The organism is Ochrobactrum soli (assembly GCF_003664555.1).
GTDB lineage: Bacteria > Pseudomonadota > Alphaproteobacteria > Rhizobiales > Rhizobiaceae > Brucella > Brucella teleogrylli.
Genome location: NZ_RCHH01000003.1, coordinates 726,956 through 745,767 on the forward strand (window position 1 = coordinate 726,956; position 18,812 = coordinate 745,767).

Consider the following 18,812-nt stretch of genomic DNA (forward strand, 5'->3'; position numbering starts at 1 on the left):
ATGAGCCGCGGCACGCTGGGCAGGCGGGACGATATAAGGGCATTCCTGAACCGTCGCCACGACAGCGTGCTGGTGGAGGTGGCGGACGTGAAGGGCTCTGCGCCCCGCGATGCCGGGGCATGGATGCTCGTCGCCCCCGATATGATCTTCCGCACCATCGGCGGCGGACAGCTCGAATATATGGCCATCGACCACGCCCGGAAAATACTCGCTGGCGGTCGCGATTCCCCGATGGATGTGCCTCTGGGCCCCGAAATCGGCCAATGCTGCGGCGGGCGCGTGGCTTTAAGTTTCAGACGCGTCAATCGCGGCCTCGCCGATGAACTGGTCGGCAAGATCGATGCGGAAATCGCCACCCGACCGCATGTATATGTCTTCGGCGCAGGCCATGTCGGCGATGCGCTGGCCTATGCGCTGTCGCTGACGCCGGTGCGGGTGGTGCTGGTGGATACGCGCGAGGCGGAGCTTATGGCTGTTGACGCGCCGGGCGTCGAAACTTGCCTCGCGGCCATGCCGGAACAGGTGGTGCGTTCCGCGCCGCCTAGCAGTGCGTTTATCATTCTGACGCATGATCATGCGCTTGATTTTCTGATCGCCGCCGAGGCGCTGCAACGCCGCGATGCGATCTATGTCGGCATGATCGGCTCGAAGACGAAGAAGGCGACTTTCAAAAATTGGTTGAACCGCGAATTCGGCAGCGACGAGTTGTTTGAAGAGCTCATCTGCCCGGTCGGCGGTGCGGTCGTGAAGGACAAACGGCCGGAAGTCATTGCAGCCCTTGCGGCGGCCGAAGTGCTGACCGCCGTTTTGACCGCGAGCAAGGTCTCGCAGCCTGTTTAAGCCAGCGCTTCCCGTATGAGCCGCTGGCAGCGCTCCGTCATGAAATCGATGATCAGACGCACCTTCGGGTCCTGAAAACGCTTGTGCGGATAGATCGCGGCAAGCTGGATCGGTGCTGGCGGCGTGCTTTCGAGAAGCGGCACCAGCCGACCGTCGCGGAGATATTCCTTCACCTCGAACAGCGGCTTGTTGATGATGCCGCGCCCGCCCAGCGCCCATTGCGTCAATACGTCGCCATCATCGGAATCATAAGGCCCGGTGACTTCGAATTTGCGAAGACCCTCCGATGTTTGCAGCGACCAGTAATATTCCTTCGACCCCGGAAAACGCAGCAGCAAACAGTCATGCGTGTCGCCCAGCAGCTCTTCCGGTGATTGCGGAATCCCATGTTTTTCAAGATATTGCGGGGCGGCGCAGATCACGCGCTCACAATTCAGGATGCCGCGCATGCGCAAGTTGGAGTTTTCCAGAACACCGAGTTTGAAGGCGACATCCACGCTTTCGCTCATAATGTCGATCTCGTGGTCAGATAGTCTCAGGCGCACTTCGATATCCGGATATTTGTCGTGAAACTCCGGAATGCCCGATGCGATGAGCCTGCGGCCAAGCCCCAAAGGCGCGGTGATGCGAATCGATCCCTTGGGATTTTTCGCAAGTTCCGCGACGGCTGCTTCCGCCTCATCGACTGCTTCGAGGATTTTCAAAGCGCCGTCATAGAATATGCGGCCATGCTCGGTCGGCGTCAGCTTGCGCGTGGTACGGTTGAAGAGCCGGACGCCAAGATGCTTCTCCAACTCCTTGATTCGATTGCTCGCAACCGCCGGAGAGGCGCGCTGGTCGCGCCCGGCGGCAGAAAGATTTCCCAATTCGACAACGCGCACGAAAACGCGCAGATTATCAAGATAAGACATGCGTCCCCTCCACGATTGTCTAGTTTTTTTTGAAAGTGATGGTCGTGTTGTGACGTTCCCTCGGACGCAAAGCTTTGGCACATAATAAGATAACGAACAATGGGGCGAACAATGGGAGTGCCTGATGTATGATTTTGCCGTAGCCTGGGACTGGCTGGGCTTCGCAGCGCGGTGGCTGCATGTCATTACCGCGATTGCGTGGATCGGCTCGTCTTTCTACTTCATCGCGCTTGATCTCGGTCTGCGCCAGCGTCCCGGCTTGCCGGTTGGTGCGCATGGCGAGGAATGGCAGGTCCATGGCGGTGGTTTCTATCACATCCAGAAATATCTGGTTGCTCCAGCCGAAATGCCGGAACATCTCACCTGGTTCAAATGGGAATCCTACGCCACCTGGCTGTCGGGCTTCACGCTGCTCTGCATCGTTTATTACACGGGCGCCGATCTTTACCTGATCGATCCGAATGTGCTCGATGTGTCGGTTCCGGTCGCCATCGCGATTTCCATCGCCTCCCTGGCCTTTGGCTGGGTCGCCTATAACACCATCTGCAAGCTGATGCTGGGCAAGAGCGACACGCTTTTGATGGTCATGCTCTATGCGGTGCTGGTGTTCGTGGCCTGGGGCTATACGCATCTGTTCACCAGCCGCGCGGCCTTCCTGCATCTGGGCGCTTTCACGGCGACGATCATGTCGGCCAACGTGTTCATGATCATCATCCCGAACCAGAAAATCGTGGTGGCCGATCTCATCGCCGGTCGCAAGCCCGATCCGAAATATGGCAAGATCGCCAAGCAGCGCTCGACGCATAACAACTATCTGACGCTGCCGGTTCTGTTCCTGATGCTGTCGAACCACAATCCACTGGCTTTCGGCACGCAGTATAACTGGATCATCGCCTCGCTGGTGTTCCTGATGGGTGTTACGATCCGCCATTGGTTCAACACCCAGCATGCTCGCAAGGGCAAGCCGACATGGACCTGGCTGGTGACGGTCATCCTGTTCATCATCATCATGTGGCTTTCCACCGCACCGAAGATTCTGACCGGCCAGCCGGAAGAACAGAAGGTTTCCGCTTTACAGCAAACTTTCATCTCGGACCCGCACTTTGGCAAAGTGCGGGATACCGTTTTGGGACGCTGCGCCATGTGCCATGCGGCGGAGCCGGGTTGGGAAGGCATGATCACGCCGCCGAAGGGCGTGACGCTTGAAACGGATCGGGAAATCGCCGCTCATGCGCGTGAAATCTATTTGCAGGCCGGTCGCTCCCATGCCATGCCGCCCGCCAATGTGACCGGAGTGACCGACCAGGAGCGCCAGCTTCTCGCCTCCTGGTATGAATCCGCTACTGCTGGAGCAAAGTAACAATGACCCGACTTCTCATCCGTGGCCGCGTGCTGACCTTTCGCGATGAGCCGCAAAGTCTCGATGACAGCGCTTCCTATCGCTATATCGAAGATGGCGCCATTTTGGTCGAAGACGGACGCATTGTGCGCCTTGGGGAGTATGCGCAAGTTAGCGCGGAAGCGGGCAGCGATGTGAAGCTGGCCGATCATCGTCCGCATCTGATCCTGCCGGGCTTCATCGATACGCATATCCATTATCCGCAGACCCAGGTGGTCGCGTCCTATGCCGCCAATCTTCTGGAATGGCTCAACACCTATACATTCGTGGCCGAACAGAAATTCGCCGATGAGCAGCACGCGGAATTCATTGCCGAGCGTTTTCTGGACGAACTAATCCGCCATGGCACCACCACCGCTGTCGCTTATTGCTCGGTGCATCCGCAAAGCGTCGACGCCTATTTTCGTGCCTCGCAGCATCGTAACATGCGCATGCTGGGCGGCAAGGTGATGATGGACCGCAACGCGCCGCCCGCTTTGCGCGACACCGCCCAATCCGGTTACGACGATAGCAAGGCACTGATTGCGCGCTGGCACGGCAAGGACCGCCTCGACTATGTGATCACGCCGCGCTTCGCCATTACCTCGACGCCGGAACAGCTCGAAGCCAGCCAGGCGCTTGCCCGTGAACATCCCGAATGCTTTATCCAGACGCATCTTTCGGAAAACCACGACGAAATCGCCTTCACCAAGTCGCTTTATCCCGATGCGCCGGATTATCTCGGCATTTACGAGCATTACGGCCTTTTGGGAAACAAGACGCTGCTTGGCCATTCCATCCATCTGGAAGAGCGCGAAGTGGGCGTGATGGCGGAAACCGGCTCGGTGGCGGTGTTCTGCCCGACCTCGAACCTGTTTCTCGGTTCCGGCCTGTTCGACCGTGATCGCCTGAAGGCGTCGGGCGTGCGCATGGCTGTGGCAACCGACGTCGGCGGCGGCACCAGCTTTTCCATGCTGCGCACCATGGACGAGGGTTACAAGATTTTGCAGTTGCGCGAACAGCGTCTGAACCCGTTCCAGTCCTTCTACATGATGACGCTTGGCAATGCTCGGGCGCTGTCGATGGAAGACAAGATCGGCACGCTGGACGAAGGCACCGAAGCCGATATCGTGGTGCTTGATTCAGCCGCCACATCGCCGATGCGTCTGCGCATGGCGGCAGGCGCAACGCTGGAACAGGAGCTGTTCCTGCTGCAAACGGTCGGCGACGACCGCGCCATTGTCGAAACCTATGTGGCGGGGAGGCCGCTCAAGGCGGAACTGTAAAGTACAGATGTAGCCTGACGATTTTCGTCTAATCCGTCGCTTCGCTTCCCCCTCATCCTGAGGTGCGGAGCGAAGCGAAGCATCATCCTGAGCCTGTCGAAGGATCGAAGGACGAGGGGGCGCTGATTTGTTTTTCCTCAGCCCTTCGAGACGCTTTCCTTCGACAAGCTCAGGAAAGCTCCTCAGGGTGAGGGAAAAGAGCAGCGCGGCAACATAAGCGCTCAGCCCAAAATAATCGTGTTCAGAGTTCTTCCGGGCGCTTGCCGCCGATGGCCCGGGTCAGTTGATCGGCGGTCGCGCGGATGAGCGGCCCCAGCTCTTCAAGCTTCTTCTTGGGCAGGCGCACGGCGGGACCAGAGATGGAAATGCCCGCAATGCCCTCGCCATATTCGTTGAAAATCGGCGCGGCGATGCAGCACATGCCGAGCGTGTGTTCCTCTTCATCGATGGACCAGCCGCGCATGCGTGTCGCCTGAATGTCTTTCAGAAGCGCAGGCAGGCCATCCAGCGTGCGCTGGGTGAAGTGCTCCAGCGCTTTTCCTGAAAGCGCGCGGGCGATTTCGCCATCCGACCAGGTCGACAGAATTGCTTTGCCGATGCCCGATGCGTGGATCGGTCCGCGCCGTCCGGGACGAAAGAAGGCGCGCATCGGCGCATGGCTTTCAATCTGCGAGATGAACACCACATCGCCGTCGTCCTCGACGCCGATATTCGCGGTCTCGCCGCTCGTCTCCATGAGTTGCTTCAGATAGGGGCGCGCCAGCGTGCCCAGCTTGCGGAAGCGGCGAAAGGCATTGCCGATTTCAAACGCCTTGACACCGATGGTCCAGTCGCCGCTTTCCAGATCGTGCGAAACCATGCCGTGATTGGCAAGCGAGGATAACAGACGGTGCACGGTGGAAGGTGCCATGCCGCTCGCATCGGCGAGATCGGTCAGGGTTGAGCCATCATTCTCGGCGATCAGCGCCAGAAGTTTCAGGCTGCGGTCCAGAACCTGCACGGACGAGGGCGCTGCATTATCCGCCGCCTTGCGGCCCCGCTTTGCCTTGGCCTGTTCCATCTGCCCGCCTCCGATTCTGCTGTGATCATTCACTATCCTATCGCTGCACCGGCGAAAAGGGCCGCCGATTATCTCCATTCCGTTGAAAATCTTTATTTCCATATAATGGTATGCATTTCCATTTTTTGAAAATAGGATTTGTAAATGGAGAATAATTCCATAGGAGGATTGGCCATGGCCAGAATGCGTGCAGTCGATGCAGCCGTGCTTGTGCTGGAGAGGGAAGGGATTAGTTGCGCTTTCGGCGTGCCGGGCGCGGCTATCAATCCATTTTATTCGGCGATGAAAGCGCGCGGTTCGATCCGCCATATCCTGGCGCGTCACGTCGAGGGCGCTTCGCATATGGCCGAAGGCTATACGCGGGCAAAGCATGGCAATATCGGCCTGTGCATCGGCACCTCCGGCCCGGCGGGCACGGATATGATCACCGGCCTCTATTCGGCATCTGCCGATTCCATTCCCATTCTCTGCGTCACAGGGCAAGCCCCCCGTGCCCGGCTCGACAAGGAGGACTTTCAGGCAGTCGATATCGCCAAGATCGCGGCCCCGGTCACCAAATGGGCGGTCACGGTCATGGAGCCTGCACTGGTGCCTTTTGTTTTTCAGAAGGCGTTTCATGTCATGCGGTCAGGCCGTCCCGGTCCGGTGCTGATCGATCTGCCGATTGATGTGCAGATGGCCGAAATAGAGTTCGACATCGACACCTATCAGCCGATGGAAGCCTATAAGCCAGCGGCCACGCGGGCGCAGGCCGAAAAGGCGATTGCCATGCTGAACGCGGCGGAACGTCCGCTGATCGTTGCTGGCGGCGGCATCATCAATGCCGATGCATCGGATTTGCTGGTCGAATTCGCCGAGATCACCGGCATTCCGGTCATCCCGACTCTGATGGGCTGGGGTGTCATCCCGGACGATCACCGTCTGATGGCGGGCATGTGCGGCCTCCAGACCTCGCATCGCTACGGCAATGCCAATCTGCTGGCGTCCGATGTCGTCATCGGCATCGGCAATCGCTGGGCCAACCGTCACACCGGCAATGTCGATACCTATAAGAAGGATCGCACCTTCATCCATGTCGATATCGAGCCGACACAGATCGGTCGTGTGTTTGCGCCGGATTTCGGCATCGTGTCCGATGCGGGCAAGGCGCTGAAGCAATTGCTCGACGTTGCGACCGAATGGAAGGCAGCAGGCAGGCTGCGCGACTGGTCTGGCTGGGCGAAGGAATGCGAGGGCCGCAAGCGCACCATGCTACGCAAGACGCATTTCGACCAGACGCCGCTGAAACCCCAGCGTGTCTATGAGGAGATGAACAAGGCTTTCGGGCGTGACACCTGCTATGTCACCACCATAGGCCTCAGCCAGATCGCGGGCGCGCAGTTCCTGCATGTCTATCGCCCGCGCAACTGGATCAATTGCGGTCAGGCCGGTCCGCTCGGCTGGACCCTGCCTGCGGCTCTGGGCGTCCGCGCTGCCGATCCGGATCGGCCTATCGTGGCGCTGTCGGGCGACTATGACTTCCAGTTCATGATCGAGGAACTGGCGGTCGGCGCGCAGCACAAACTGCCCTACATCCATGTCGTCGTGAACAATTCCTATCTCGGCCTGATCCGTCAGGCGCAGCGCGGCTTCAATATGGATTTCGAGGTCAGCCTTGCCTTTGACAACATCAATGCGTCCGGCGATGCGGAGAAGGGCTATGGCGTCGATCATGTGGCGGTTGCCGAAGGTCTCGGCTGCAAGGCGATCCGGGTGCGCAGCCCTAACCAGTTTGCGGAAAGTTTCGAGCAGGCCAAGGCGCTGATGCAGGAGCATCAGGTGCCGGTCGTGATGGAATTCATTCTGGAACGCGTCACCAATATTTCCATGGGTGCCGACATCGATCAGGTGGTCGAGTTCGAGGACCTGGCCGAGCGCGGCGAGGATGCGCCGACCGCGATTGCGGCATTGCTGGATTAGCGGCGCGATTTTTCCCCCGGCTTCACTCCTCATCCTGAGGTGCGGAGCGAAGCGAAGCATCATCCTGAGCCCGTCGAAGGGTCGAAGGGTGAGGGCAGGCACGGTGCGTTTTCCCTCGCCCTTCGAGACGCCTCCCTTCGACAAGCTCGGGAGGCTCCTCAGGATGAGGGAAAAGAACAACATTAGAGCAATTGGAGAAGTGTGAAGCGGTTCTCCGCAATTGCGTAGAAAAACAGAGGAGGCGGAAATGCCAAGATTTGCAGCCAATCTCACCATGCTTTTCACCGAAGTGCCGTTCATGGATCGCTTTGCGCTGGCCGCCAAGGCGGGTTTCACCGGGGTGGAATATCTGTTCCCCTACGAGTTCAACCGGCATGAGCTGAAAGCAGCGCTGACCCGGCACAATCTGGCGCAGGTGCTGCATAATCTGCCCGCCGGCAACTGGGCAGGCGGCGAGCGCGGTATCGCCGTCTTGCCAGATCGTGTGGATGAGTTCCGGCGCGGCGTGGCGGATGCCATCGATTACGCCACGACGCTCAACTGCTCGCAGGTCAACTGCCTTGCCGGGATCGCGCCGCAGGGCATCGATCCGGACGCGCTGCGGGCCACCTTTGTCGGCAATCTGCGGCTGGCCGCGAAGGAACTGGGCAAGCACGGTATCCGCCTGCTGATCGAGCCGATCAACCATTACGACATTCCCGGTTTCTATCTGAACACGGTGGAGCAGGCGGTTTCGATCATCGACGAGGTGGGCAGCAACAACCTGTTCATTCAGTACGACCTTTATCACCAGCAGCGCACGCGCGGCGAACTCGTCGCCACCTATGAGCGCTACAAGCCGCTGATTGCGCATGTGCAGCTTGCCGACAATCCGGGGCGCAACGAGCCCGGCACCGGCGAGATCCATTATCCGAACGTCTTCGAAGCACTGAAGAACGCCGGATACAAGGGCTGGATCGGCTGTGAATACAAGCCGAAGACCACCACCGAGGAAGGTCTGGGCTGGTTCAAACAATATGAAGCCGAGCGTCTGAGCGCGTAAATTGCATAGGGAGGTAGAGAATGGCCAAGATCGGCTTTATCGGACTGGGTATCATGGGCAAGCCGATGGCGCAGCATTTGCAGAAAGCAGGCCACCAGCTTTTCACCTCGAAGCATAGCCAGCCGCCGCACAAGGACCTGATGGATGCGGGGCTGACGGTTCTCGATACGCCCAAAGCGGTGGCCGCGGAATGCGAGACGACCATACTCATGCTGCCGGATACGCCGCAGGTGGCCGAAGTCCTTTTCGGGGAAAACGGCGCGGCGGAAGGTCTGGGCAAGGGCAAGACGCTGATCGACATGAGTTCGATTTCGCCCATCGAGACCAAGGAATTCGCGAAAAAAGTCCGCGCCACGGGTGCGGAATATATCGACGCGCCGGTTTCCGGTGGCGAGGTGGGCGCGAAGAACGCCAGCCTCTCCATCATGGCGGGCGGCGCGCAGGCAAGCTTTGATGCGGCGCTGCCGCTTCTCAAGCTGATGGGCAAGAACATCACGCTGGTCGGCGATTGCGGCGATGGCCAGACCACCAAGGTCGCCAATCAGATCATCGTGGCGCTCAACATCGAAGCTGTTGCCGAAGCGCTGGTCTTCGCCTCGAAGGCGGGTGCCGATCCGGCCAAGGTGCGCGAAGCGCTGATGGGCGGTTTTGCTTCCTCGCGCATTCTCGAAGTGCATGGCGAGCGCATGATCAAGCGCACCTTCGATCCTGGTTTCCGCATTGCCTTGCATCAGAAAGACCTCAATCTGGCGCTTCAGGGCGCGAAGGCCTTGGGCGTCTCGCTGCCCAACACGGCCATGGCGCAGGAGCTGTTCAATTCCTGCGCGGCGCACGGCGATGATGGTCTCGACCATTCCGGTCTGGTGCGCGCGCTTGAGCGGATGGCCAATCACGAGGTCGCCTGAGCTTCGGGCATGACCTTTTCTCTGGAGGGGAGAAGGTGGAGCTGGCCGCTTTGGAGGAGGTGGCCGGCTCCATTGATTTTATGTGCGCGGCACGAAATAGTGCTGCCAAACCAATAATCAAAATCGGGAATCTCATGACTGCCCCAAGCGCCATCGCCGATCCGAAGAAGTTTTTGACCAGCCTTTTCGATGCGGCTGTTGCCGCAGCCGATCCGGAACTGGTGATACGGGCAAACCTGCCCGCGAAGCCCAAGGGCCGCACGATCGTCATCGGCGCGGGCAAAGGTTCCGCGCAGATGGCGGCGGCTTTCGAAAGGGCGTGGGGCGGGCCGATTGAGGGTCTTGTGGTGACACGCTATGGCTATGGCACGCCCTGCGAACGCATCGAGATTATCGAGGCGGCGCATCCGGTTCCAGATGATGCCGGGCTTGTGGCATCCAAGCGCCTGTTCGAAGCCGTATCGGGCCTCACGGAAGACGATCTCGTGGTGGCGCTGATATCAGGCGGCGGCTCGGCACTGCTGCCATCACCGCCGGAAGGGCTGACGCTGCAAGACGAAATTGCCGTCAACAAGGCCTTGCTGGCGTCGGGCGCGCCGATCTCGGCCATGAATGCCGTGCGCAAGCATCTTTCGACCATCAAGGGCGGACGCCTTGCCGCCGCCGCCCATCCGGCCAAAGTTTTCTCGCTGGTGGTCTCGGATATTCCGGGCGACAATCCGGCCTTCGTGGCTTCCGGCCCGACTGTGCCGGACCAAACCAGCCGCGACGATGCGCTGAAGATAATCGAACGCTACCGGCTCGACTTGCCGGAGGCTGCGCTCAAGCATATTCGCGGCGAAGGCGCACATGCGCCAAAGCCGGACGACGCGGTTTTCGCGCAAAACGAGGTGAGGGTGATTGCATCTGCCGCCGTATCGCTGGAAGCGGCGGCGAAAGAGGCCGCCCGCCACGGCGTCGAAGCCGTGATTCTGTCAGACGCCATGGAAGGGGAATCGCGCGAGGTGGCGCATGTCCACGCCGCAATTGCCCGTGAAGTGGCCGAACGCGACCGCCCGTTCAAGAAACCGGTGGTCATTCTGTCCGGGGGCGAAACCACCGTCACCATTCGCGGCAAGGGTGGCAAGGGTGGGCGAAACAGCGAATTCCTGCTGTCCTTCGCGCTCGATATCGACGGCTATGGCAATATCCATGCGCTGGCCGCTGACACGGATGGCATTGACGGTTCGGAGGACAATGCGGGTGCTTTCGCCGATGGCAGCACGGTGTCGCGTCTGCAAAAGGCGGGCGAGGATGGTGCGGCGCGCCTCAACAACAACGATGCCTGGACGGCGTTTGACGCCATCGGCGATCTGTTCATACCGGGTCCGACCGGCACGAATGTCAACGATCTGCGCGCGATTCTTGTGACGGCCTAGCGTCGTCGTCTAAGAGAATACGACTAGCCGCGCCATCAAGATCCTCATACTGGCCGTTTTTCAGCGACCAGAGAAAGGCGGCAAGCCCCACCGCACCCATAAGCAGCGCAACGGGAATGAGAAAGAGAAGCCCGCTCATTTATGCGCTTCCTTGACCACGGTAACCGGCGCGGCTCGTGTCTGCGCCTGTTGTTTCTGCTTTCCGGCTTTCAGCCGCAGTGCATTGCTGACGACGACGATGGACGACAGCGACATGGAAAGTGCTGCCACGAGCGGCGTGACATATCCGAAGATCGCAATCGGCACGGCGATGATATTATAGCCGATGGACAGCGCGAAATTCTGGCTGATCAGCCGGCCAGCCTCCTTCGAGACGGCGAGGGCCAGCGGCACGGCGGCGAGGCTTGTCCGCAGGAACACGAAGTCGGCGGCATTGCGCCCGATATCGGCTGCAGTTGCAGGCGCTATGGAAACATGGGCCGCGACGAGGGCGGGCGCATCGTTGAGACCATCGCCCACCATCAGCACCTTGCGGCCTTCGCCGGAAAGCTCCTGTACAAGCCGGGATTTGTCGGCGGGCAGCACTGCGCCGCGATAATCATCGACGCCGAGATAATCCGCGAGTTGTCTGACGGCGGGCAACCGGTCGCCGGAAATAATGGCGAGCTTCAACCCATCCTTTTTCAGCGCGGCGATGGCAGCGGCCGCGTCTTCGCGCGGGCTGTCCTCGAAACGGAAGGTTTCAACCAGCATACCGTCGATGGAAAGGCAGGTTTCCGGGCCGTTTGCGGCGGTTGCATCGACCATGCCGCCCACCCATTCGGATTTGCCGAGACGATAGAGCTTGCCGTCGATTTCCGCCTCGATACCCGAACCGGAAAATTCCTCGATCCGGGTGAAGGCGCTCATCGGGCCCTGACCGGAAAACTGCGCCAACGCCCGCGACAGCGGATGGCGGGAATAGAGCGACAGTTCGGCGGCGATTTCCAGATAGCGCGCATTGACGCTTTCAACGCCGATCAGTCGCGGCTGGCCGAGCGTGAGCGTGCCGGTCTTGTCGAAAATCGCCGTGTCGATCTCGGCCATGCGCTCCATGGCGGAGCCGTCCTTGATCATGATGCCGTTTTCGAACAGGCGGCGCGCCGCAACCACCTGCACAATCGGCACCGCCAGCGCCAGCGCGCATGGGCAGGTGATGATCAGCGTGCAGATGGCGATATAGATCGAGCGATACCAGTCGCCGCCCGTGTAGACCATCCAGCCTGTAAATGCGAGGAAGGCGATCGTGTGCACCATCGGCACGTAAAGCTCCGATGCGCGGTCGGCGAGGCGGCGATAATAGGCGCGTCCGCTCTCGGCCACATCCATCAGGCGCACCATTTCGGCAAGGAAGGAATCTTTCGCTTCCGCCGTCGCCCGGATGATGAGTGGCGTGGAGAGGTTCAGCGTACCGGCGCGGATATCCGAACCGGGGCCGACCGGCACCGCATCGCTTTCGCCTGATGCAATGGCGCAATCGAGTTCGGAGCGGCCTTCCTCAATTCTGGCATCCACCGGCACACGCTCGCCCGCCGCCAGAATGATGCGCATGCCGGGGCGGATTTCATTGACGGGCAGATAGTTCCGCTCGCCGTTATCGCCGATCACCACCGCGCCGCGACTGCCAAGCTGCGCCAGTCCGCGCACGGCGGAGCGGGCGCGGGCGCGCATCATGTAGTCCAGCGTGCGACCGATCAGCAGGAAGAACAAAAGCGTCACGGAGGCATCGAAATAGGCATGATGACCGTGGTTCATGGTCTCATAGATACTCATCGCAAAAGCGAGCGAAATGGCGAGCGCTATCGGCACATCCATGTTCACTCGCCTGTTGCGCAGCGCATTCCAAGCGGAAACATAGAAGATACGGCCCGAGAAGATCAGCGTCGGCAGGGCGATGAGGCCAGAGACCCAGTGGAACAGATCGCGGGTTGCCGCATCCGCGCCCGACCAGACGGCGACGGAAAGCAGCATGACATTGCTGGAGGCAAAAGCCGCAACGCCAAGCGCGATCAGCAGGCGCGTGAAGGCGGGGTCCTTCTCCTGCGCTATGTCGAAAATATGCGCTTCATAGCCGAGCTTCCGCAGCGGATCGACGACATTGGGCGGCGTTTCGCCGTCCTTCCAGCGGATCGCGACCCGGCGCGCCGTCAGGTTGACGCGCACATAGGCAACGCCCGCAATCTGGCCCAGCGAATCTTCGATGGTCTTGATGCACAGGCCGCAGTGAACGCCCGGCACCGAGAGGTCGAGTTGCCGCAGCCCGTCGCCAAGCGCGCGGCTGGCAAGCTGCATTTCATCCGGAGAAACACGCTGGATGACGGTCGCGATCTGTGCATTATCGACGCAGCAGCTCATAGCATTTTGCCGTTTTTGATCAGGACACGGATGATGTGGCGATACGGGTCTTCCAGACCGGCATCGGCATTGATTTCCATGACCCATGCGCCATCGGTAAGCGCGATGTTGGCGCCGAGCACACCTGCTTCGTCGCCAGCGGTGAGCGCGGCCTTGGTATCGTTCACATCGCCCACCGGACGCTTGAACTCCACGGTACCGCCAGTCACTGCAACCGGCTGGCCGTTGCGGTCGAGCAGACGATAGGTCAGCACGCCATTTTCATAAGACGGTTTCGACTGCCATTGCAGAGCGGCCTGCTGCTTGCCGGTCTCGGCCTTTTCGTTGAACTCCTGGCTTGCGACATAGGAATTGGCGACGACCAGCCCGCTCCAGCTGTTGATGGCGAAATAGGCCATCGTCACATTGACGGCGATGATCACCCCGAAGAACGCCAACATGATGCCCAGCATGTGCCAGCCGGTGAAAGTGCCCGACGAATTTGCGGATGCTGTCTTGGTTTCTGCCGACATTATCGTCCCTCCGGAGCCATGAAGGTTGCCTTGTAGCGGGCGTGTTCCGCGCCGTCCGCATCGCGCACTTCGATTTCATAATCCTGGCGGTGATCGGTGATGGCGCTGTGCGGCAGGGTCACGAAGACGCGCAATGTCTTCAGCCGGTCGGGTTCGACGGGCACGGCATAATTGCCGTCTACGTCTGCCGTCTCGTCCTGTACGGTCAGGGTCGCGCCGGGCAGACCTTCGATGGAAAGCCGGAAGGTGCGCGGCGTCGGGATCATGTTCAGAAGCTTGACGGTGTAACCGTTGCGGATTGAACCGTCGGACAGAAGCACATATTGCGGGTTGCGATCATGCAGGACATTGATGCCGATGCGCTGGCGCATCGACAGCGAAATGATAAGCGTGAGGCCGATCAGCGCCCAGACGATGAAATAGAACAGGCTGCGCGGACGCAGCACCTTGCCCCACGACAGGTTCTGCACCTTGTCGGAAAAGCGGTTCGGCGCATCATAAACCCGCGCTGGGGTGATGGGCATCGTTCCGTTGTCGGTCGCAAGCGCCATATTGGCGTTGTAATCGGCCAGTGTCGCATAGGAGATAAGCCCGCGCGCCTTGCCGATCTTGTCCATAACGGAATTGCAGGCATCGATGCATAGCGCGCAGGTGATGCATTCAAGCTGCTGGCCGTCGCGAATGTCGATACCCATGGGGCAGGCGGCGACACACGCATTGCAATCCACGCAGTCACCGACGGCTTCCCCGGTGGCGATTGCCTTCTTGGCACGGCGCGAACGCGGCTCGCCACGCCAGTCATTATAGGTGACGGTCAGCGAATTCTCGTCCAGCATCGCGGCCTGAATGCGCGGCCATGGACACATATAGGTGCAGACCTGCTCGCGCATCAGCCCGCCCAGCACATAGGTGGTGGCGGTGAGAATGGCGACGGTGAAATAGGCGACGGGCGCCGCCTGTCCGCTCACGAAGTCGAGGAGCAATTTCGGCGCATCGGCGAAATAGAAAATCCACGCGCCGCCGGTCAGCACCCCGATCAAAAGCCAGATCGAATGTTTCGCCACCCGCTTCCAGATCTTGTCGAAAGTCCATGGCCCCTTGTCGAGCTTCATGCGGGCGTTGCGGTCGCCTTCGATGGCGCGTTCCACCACGAGATAGAGATCGACCCAGACGGTCTGCGGGCAGGTATAGCCGCACCATGCGCGGCCTGCGACGGATGTGACCAGAAACAGGCCGAGGCCCGCCATGATGAGCAGGCCCGCGACGTAATAGAATTCCTGCGGCCAGATTTCGATGAAGAAGAAATAGAAGCGGCGATTGGCGAGGTCGATCAGCACGGCCTGATCGGGCGCATAAGGCCCGCGATCCCAGCGCAACCACGGCGTGAGATAATAGATGCCCAGCGTGATGAGCATGACGAGCCATTTGAAGCGCCGGAACTCACCGCGAACACGCTTCGGAAAAATCTTGACCCGCGCCGCATAGAGCGATTGCCGGGTCTTGGGGGAATTCACTGCCTGAACGTCGATGCGTTCGACCTGCTCTGACATTTTATGCTCCTTGAGAGGAGAAGGGAGTAGGGGAATAGGGGAGTAAGGGAGTATGAAAAAAAAAGGGGAGCGACGTTGCGGGCCTTCACAACCAAAACATACTCCCCTATTCCCCTACTCCCTTACCCCCCTCTCTTCATTCTCCCCCGCCCAGCGAGTGCACGAATATCGCCAGCTGCTTGACGGTCGTGTCGCCGAGGCGCGGTTCCCATGCGGGCATGACGCCGTGTTTGGGGTGCGAGACCTGACGGATGATCGCGTCTTCGCCGGAACCGTAGAACCAGATCGCATCGGTCAGGTTCGGCGCGCCGAATTCGCGGCTGCCCTTGGCGTCGGCACCGTGACAGACGGCGCAGTTTTCGGCGAAGACTTTCTGGCCTGCCGGGACCATCGACGGGTCATGCGGCGTGCCGGTCAGGCTCACCACATAGGCCGCCACATCGCGAACTTGCTGCGGTTCCAGAATGTCGGCATAGGCAGGCATTTCGGAAGTCCGCGTATCCGCGTCGTCCTTCGAGCGGACACCATGACGGATGGTCGTCAGAATTTCGTCGATGGAACCGCCCCACAGCCAGTCATCGTCGTTGAGGTTCGGATAGCCGGGCGCGCCCTGCGCGCCGGAGCCGTGGCACTGCACGCAATTGACGCGGAAGGCAGCCGCGCCGCCTGCAACGGCGAACTGGCGCAGATTTTCATCGGCCAGAATCTCGTGCACATCCTTGGTCTTGATCTGGTCGAGAATGCCCTGTTTTTCTGCCACCACCTGGCGCATGTCTTCCTGCAACGCGCCGCGGCTCGACCATTGGGTCAGCCCCGCAGTCGAGCTGGAAATCAGTGGCCATGCCGGATAGGCGATGGTGTAGCCGATGGCGAACAGGATGGTGGCGTAGAAGGTCCACAGCCACCAGCGCGGCATCGGATTGTCGAGTTCGCGGATGCCGTCCCATTCATGGCCGGTGGTGGAAACACCGCTGACGTCGTCAATATGCTTATCAGTCATTTGCGTCATCCTTGAACGGAATGGCTTTCACCTCGTCGGCGATCTTCTTGCTGCCGGGACGGAAGACATAGAAGACGGTGATAACGAAGAAGACCGTCATGCCGAGCAGGCCCCAGCTGTCGGCGAAGTGGCGCATGGCGTTGTAATCCATGGGAAGCTCCTATCGCGCTTTGGGGGATTGATCGTAGGTCGAGAAATCGACCAGCGTGCCGAGCATCTGGAGATAGGCGACGAGTGCATCCATCTCGGTCAAAGCAGCCGGGTTGCCGTCGAAATCGCCAAGTTTTGCTTTCGGATAGCGGGCTTCGACGCCGGATGTATCCGCTTCGGGATCGGCCTGTGCCTTCAGGTCGGCCAGCGCATTGTCGATCATGTCCTGCGTATAGGGTACGCCCACCGCGACATTGGCCTTGAGATCGGCGGCAATGGTGTCGGCGCTGAGCGGCGTATCCTTCAGGAAGCCATAGCCCGGCATGACCGATTCCGGCACCACGTCGCGCGGGCGGATCAGGTGCTGGACGTGCCATTCGTTGGAATAGCGGCCACCGACGCGGGCGAGGTCTGGCCCCGTGCGCTTGGAACCCCACTGGAACGAGTGGTCATACATGGATTCCGCCGCAAGGCTGTAATGCCCGTAGCGTTCCACCTCGTCGCGGAAGGGGCGGATCATCTGGCTGTGGCACAGATAGCACCCCTCTCGCACATAGATATTGCGCCCCGCAAGCTCGAGCGGTGAATAGGGTCGCATCCCTTCCACTTTCTCGATGGTGTTTTCGAGATAGAACAGCGGCGCGATTTCCACGATGCCGCCAATCAGCACCACGGTCAGCGATCCAACCAGCAGCAGCGTTGCGTTCTTTTCGATTACGGCATGTTTTTTCAGAAAGGACATGTGTGTTCGATCCTTATTCCGCAGGCTGCATCGCTGGTGTCGGCTTGGCCGGGGTTGCGCCGGCAATCGGCGCTTCATCGCGCAGATTTCCGCGAATGGTCTGATAGACGTTCCAGGCCATGACGAGACCGCCCGTGAGGTAGAGCAGGCCGCCAGTCATGCGGATGACGTAGTAAGGGAACATCGCGGCGACCGTTTCTGCGAAGGAATAGACGAGGAAACCCTGGTCGTCGTATTCGCGCCACATCAGGCCCTGCTGGATACCCGCAACCCACATGGCGGCGGCGTAGAGCACGATGCCGAGAATAGCGAGCCAGAAGTGCCAGTTGACCATGCGCACCGAATAGAGGCGTTCGCGGTTCCACAACTTCGGAGCCAGATAATAGATTGCGCCGAAGGTGATCATGCCGTTCCAGCCAAGCGCGCCGGAATGGACGTGCCCGATGGTCCAGTCGGTATAGTGCGACAGCGAATTGACCGCCTTGATCGACATCAGCGGACCTTCGAAGGTCGCCATGCCGTAGAAGGCGATGGCCGCCACCATCATGCGGATGATCGGATCGGTGCGGATCTTGTCCCATGCGCCCGAAAGCGTCATCAGGCCGTTGATCATGCCGCCCCAGGACGGCATCCACAGCATGATCGAGAACACCATGCCCAGCGTCTGCGCCCAGTCGGGCAGGGCGGTATAGTGCAGGTGGTGCGGACCAGCCCAGATATAGAGGAAGATCAGCGACCAGAAGTGGATGATCGACAGGCGGTAGGAATAGACTGGACGGTTCGCCTGCTTCGGCACGAAATAATACATCATGCCGAGGAACGAGGTGGTGAGGAAGAAGCCGACGGCATTGTGGCCGTACCACCATTGCGTCAGCGCATCCTGAACGCCCGAGAAGGCGGAATAGCTCTTGGTGCCAAGGAAGGAGACCGGCACGGCAAGGTTATTCACGATATGCAGCATGGCGATGGTGATGATGAAGCCGAGGAAGAACCAGTTGGCCACATAGATATGCGGCTCCTTGCGCTTCAGGACCGTGCCGAGGAACACGACCAGATAGGCGACCCAGACGATGGTGAGCCAGAGGTCCACATACCATTCCGGCTCGGCATATTCGCGGCTCTGGGTGATGCCGAGCAGATAGCCGGTGGCGGCCATGACGATGAAAAGCTGGTAGCCCCAGAACACGAACCAGGCCAGATCGCCGCCGAACAGACGGGCGCGGCAGGTGCGCTGCACCACATAGAAGGATGTGGTGATGAGCGCGGTGCCGCAGAAGGCGAAGATGACGGCGGAAGTGTGCAGTGGGCGCACCCGACCGAAGTTCAGCCATGGTTCCAGATTGAGATCCGGGAAAGCCAACTGGGCTGCGATAACGACGCCGACGAGGAAGCCGACAACGCCCCAGAACACCGTGGCGATCACGCCGTAGCGGATCGGGCCATCCATATAGACGGACTGGTCCGTCTTTTTCGGCGTCAGACCGTAATCGGCATTGCGCATCAGAAGAATGGTGAAAATGGCGAGCACGACGAACAGAATCCACATATGGGTTCTGAACAGCTCGTCATGGGAAAATCCGGCCAGAAGCACGGCAAAAAGCGCTCCCAGACCGGATAGGACTGTTCCAGCGGCGTAGTTCATGAAATCCCCTCGCAGCGCGTAAC

The 18,812-nt window shown here is 60.0% G+C and carries 17 protein-coding genes; 7 read left to right on the forward strand and 10 right to left on the reverse strand.

Going from position 1 to position 18,812, the window contains the following annotated elements:
* The gene (xdhC, locus tag D8666_RS08795; RefSeq protein WP_121537286.1) at positions 1-840 is read left to right on the forward strand and encodes a xanthine dehydrogenase accessory protein XdhC; all 840 of its coding nucleotides are present in this window, start codon (positions 1-3) and stop codon (positions 838-840) included.
* On the opposite strand, the gene D8666_RS08800 is transcribed toward xdhC, so the two are convergent.
* On the reverse strand, positions 837-1,751 hold the full coding sequence (locus D8666_RS08800; RefSeq protein WP_121537288.1) for a LysR family transcriptional regulator: 915 nt from the start codon (positions 1,749-1,751) through the stop codon (positions 837-839). The genes xdhC and D8666_RS08800 overlap by 4 nt on opposite strands.
* Positions 1,752-1,875: 124 nt before the next feature.
* Here D8666_RS08800 and D8666_RS08805 point away from each other — a divergent pair, with 124 nt between their 5' ends.
* Both D8666_RS08805 and guaD read left to right on the forward strand, forming a co-directional pair.
* On the forward strand, positions 1,876-3,111 hold the full coding sequence (locus tag D8666_RS08805; protein WP_121537290.1) for a urate hydroxylase PuuD: 1,236 nt from the start codon (positions 1,876-1,878) through the stop codon (positions 3,109-3,111).
* A 2-nt stretch (positions 3,112-3,113) separates the two neighbouring features.
* Complete coding sequence (gene guaD, locus D8666_RS08810; RefSeq protein WP_121537292.1) at positions 3,114-4,415, forward strand: guanine deaminase; 1,302 nt, start codon at positions 3,114-3,116, stop codon at positions 4,413-4,415.
* Between the two features lie 241 nt (positions 4,416-4,656).
* Here guaD and D8666_RS08815 read toward each other — a convergent pair whose 3' ends face one another.
* Positions 4,657-5,475: an IclR family transcriptional regulator gene (locus D8666_RS08815; protein WP_121537294.1), complete on the reverse strand. Its 819-nt coding sequence runs from the start codon at positions 5,473-5,475 to the stop codon at positions 4,657-4,659.
* Positions 5,476-5,649: 174 nt separating this feature from the next.
* Here D8666_RS08815 and gcl point away from each other — a divergent pair, with 174 nt between their 5' ends.
* The 4 genes from gcl to D8666_RS08835 all read left to right on the forward strand — a co-directional run bounded on the left by gcl (position 5,650) and on the right by D8666_RS08835 (position 10,799).
* Positions 5,650-7,434 (forward strand): glyoxylate carboligase, encoded by a 1,785-nt coding sequence (gene gcl / locus D8666_RS08820; RefSeq protein ID WP_121537296.1) that lies wholly within the window; start codon positions 5,650-5,652, stop codon positions 7,432-7,434.
* A 247-nt stretch (positions 7,435-7,681) separates the two neighbouring features.
* The gene (gene hyi, locus D8666_RS08825; protein WP_121537298.1) at positions 7,682-8,476 is read left to right on the forward strand and encodes a hydroxypyruvate isomerase; all 795 of its coding nucleotides are present in this window, start codon (positions 7,682-7,684) and stop codon (positions 8,474-8,476) included.
* A 20-nt stretch (positions 8,477-8,496) separates the two neighbouring features.
* Positions 8,497-9,381: a 2-hydroxy-3-oxopropionate reductase gene (locus tag D8666_RS08830; RefSeq protein WP_121537300.1), complete on the forward strand. Its 885-nt coding sequence runs from the start codon at positions 8,497-8,499 to the stop codon at positions 9,379-9,381.
* Positions 9,382-9,515: 134 nt separating this feature from the next.
* Positions 9,516-10,799, forward strand: a complete 1,284-nt coding sequence (locus D8666_RS08835; RefSeq protein ID WP_121537462.1) for a glycerate kinase type-2 family protein — start codon at positions 9,516-9,518, stop codon at positions 10,797-10,799.
* On the opposite strand, the gene ccoS is transcribed toward D8666_RS08835, so the two are convergent.
* From ccoS to ccoN, 8 genes are all read right to left on the reverse strand, one after another.
* Positions 10,765-10,938 (reverse strand): cbb3-type cytochrome oxidase assembly protein CcoS, encoded by a 174-nt coding sequence (ccoS, locus tag D8666_RS08840; RefSeq protein WP_121537302.1) that lies wholly within the window; start codon positions 10,936-10,938, stop codon positions 10,765-10,767. The two genes, D8666_RS08835 and ccoS, sit on opposite strands and share 35 nt — an antisense overlap.
* A complete protein-coding gene (locus tag D8666_RS08845) occupies positions 10,935-13,193 on the reverse strand; it encodes a cation-translocating P-type ATPase (RefSeq protein WP_121537304.1) in 2,259 nt (752 codons plus the stop codon). The genes ccoS and D8666_RS08845 overlap by 4 nt, the downstream gene beginning before the upstream one ends.
* Positions 13,190-13,705, reverse strand: coding sequence for a FixH family protein (locus D8666_RS08850; RefSeq protein ID WP_121537306.1), 516 nt, complete (start codon positions 13,703-13,705; stop codon positions 13,190-13,192). The genes D8666_RS08845 and D8666_RS08850 overlap by 4 nt, the downstream gene beginning before the upstream one ends.
* Positions 13,705-15,255 carry a cytochrome c oxidase accessory protein CcoG gene (ccoG, locus tag D8666_RS08855; RefSeq protein ID WP_121537308.1) on the reverse strand — a complete coding sequence of 517 codons (1,551 nt, stop codon included), beginning with the start codon at positions 15,253-15,255 and terminating at the stop codon, positions 13,705-13,707. Before ccoG ends, D8666_RS08850 begins: the two co-directional genes overlap by 1 nt.
* A 136-nt stretch (positions 15,256-15,391) precedes the next feature.
* Complete coding sequence (gene ccoP, locus D8666_RS08860; RefSeq protein WP_121537310.1) at positions 15,392-16,255, reverse strand: cytochrome-c oxidase, cbb3-type subunit III; 864 nt, start codon at positions 16,253-16,255, stop codon at positions 15,392-15,394.
* A complete protein-coding gene (locus D8666_RS08865) occupies positions 16,248-16,406 on the reverse strand; it encodes a cbb3-type cytochrome c oxidase subunit 3 (protein ID WP_078337972.1) in 159 nt (52 codons plus the stop codon). Before D8666_RS08865 ends, ccoP begins: the two co-directional genes overlap by 8 nt.
* 9 nt (positions 16,407-16,415) lie before the next feature.
* Positions 16,416-17,147 (reverse strand): cytochrome-c oxidase, cbb3-type subunit II, encoded by a 732-nt coding sequence (gene ccoO / locus D8666_RS08870; RefSeq protein ID WP_109368400.1) that lies wholly within the window; start codon positions 17,145-17,147, stop codon positions 16,416-16,418.
* Between the two features lie 13 nt (positions 17,148-17,160).
* Entirely contained in the window at positions 17,161-18,789 is a 1,629-nt protein-coding gene (ccoN, locus tag D8666_RS08875) for a cytochrome-c oxidase, cbb3-type subunit I (RefSeq protein WP_121537312.1), read from the reverse strand.
* Between the last annotated feature and the right edge of the window lie 23 nt (positions 18,790-18,812).

Bases quoted from the DNA above. Each gene is read 5' to 3' on its own strand.
- xdhC (WP_121537286.1), top strand. From the start codon at position 1: ATGAGCCGCGGCACGCTGGGCAGGCGGGACGATATAAGGGCATTCCTG.
- D8666_RS08800 (WP_121537288.1), bottom strand. From the start codon at position 1,751: ATGTCTTATCTTGATAATCTGCGCGTTTTCGTGCGCGTTGTCGAATTG.
- D8666_RS08805 (WP_121537290.1), top strand. From the start codon at position 1,876: ATGTATGATTTTGCCGTAGCCTGGGACTGGCTGGGCTTCGCAGCGCGG.
- guaD (WP_121537292.1), top strand. From the start codon at position 3,114: ATGACCCGACTTCTCATCCGTGGCCGCGTGCTGACCTTTCGCGATGAG.
- D8666_RS08815 (WP_121537294.1), bottom strand. From the start codon at position 5,475: ATGGAACAGGCCAAGGCAAAGCGGGGCCGCAAGGCGGCGGATAATGCA.
- gcl (WP_121537296.1), top strand. From the start codon at position 5,650: ATGGCCAGAATGCGTGCAGTCGATGCAGCCGTGCTTGTGCTGGAGAGG.
- hyi (WP_121537298.1), top strand. From the start codon at position 7,682: ATGCCAAGATTTGCAGCCAATCTCACCATGCTTTTCACCGAAGTGCCG.
- D8666_RS08830 (WP_121537300.1), top strand. From the start codon at position 8,497: ATGGCCAAGATCGGCTTTATCGGACTGGGTATCATGGGCAAGCCGATG.
- D8666_RS08835 (WP_121537462.1), top strand. From the start codon at position 9,516: ATGACTGCCCCAAGCGCCATCGCCGATCCGAAGAAGTTTTTGACCAGC.
- ccoS (WP_121537302.1), bottom strand. From the start codon at position 10,938: ATGAGCGGGCTTCTCTTTCTCATTCCCGTTGCGCTGCTTATGGGTGCG.
- D8666_RS08845 (WP_121537304.1), bottom strand. From the start codon at position 13,193: ATGAGCTGCTGCGTCGATAATGCACAGATCGCGACCGTCATCCAGCGT.
- D8666_RS08850 (WP_121537306.1), bottom strand. From the start codon at position 13,705: ATGTCGGCAGAAACCAAGACAGCATCCGCAAATTCGTCGGGCACTTTC.
- ccoG (WP_121537308.1), bottom strand. From the start codon at position 15,255: ATGTCAGAGCAGGTCGAACGCATCGACGTTCAGGCAGTGAATTCCCCC.
- ccoP (WP_121537310.1), bottom strand. From the start codon at position 16,255: ATGACTGATAAGCATATTGACGACGTCAGCGGTGTTTCCACCACCGGC.
- D8666_RS08865 (WP_078337972.1), bottom strand. From the start codon at position 16,406: ATGGATTACAACGCCATGCGCCACTTCGCCGACAGCTGGGGCCTGCTC.
- ccoO (WP_109368400.1), bottom strand. From the start codon at position 17,147: ATGTCCTTTCTGAAAAAACATGCCGTAATCGAAAAGAACGCAACGCTG.
- ccoN (WP_121537312.1), bottom strand. From the start codon at position 18,789: ATGAACTACGCCGCTGGAACAGTCCTATCCGGTCTGGGAGCGCTTTTT.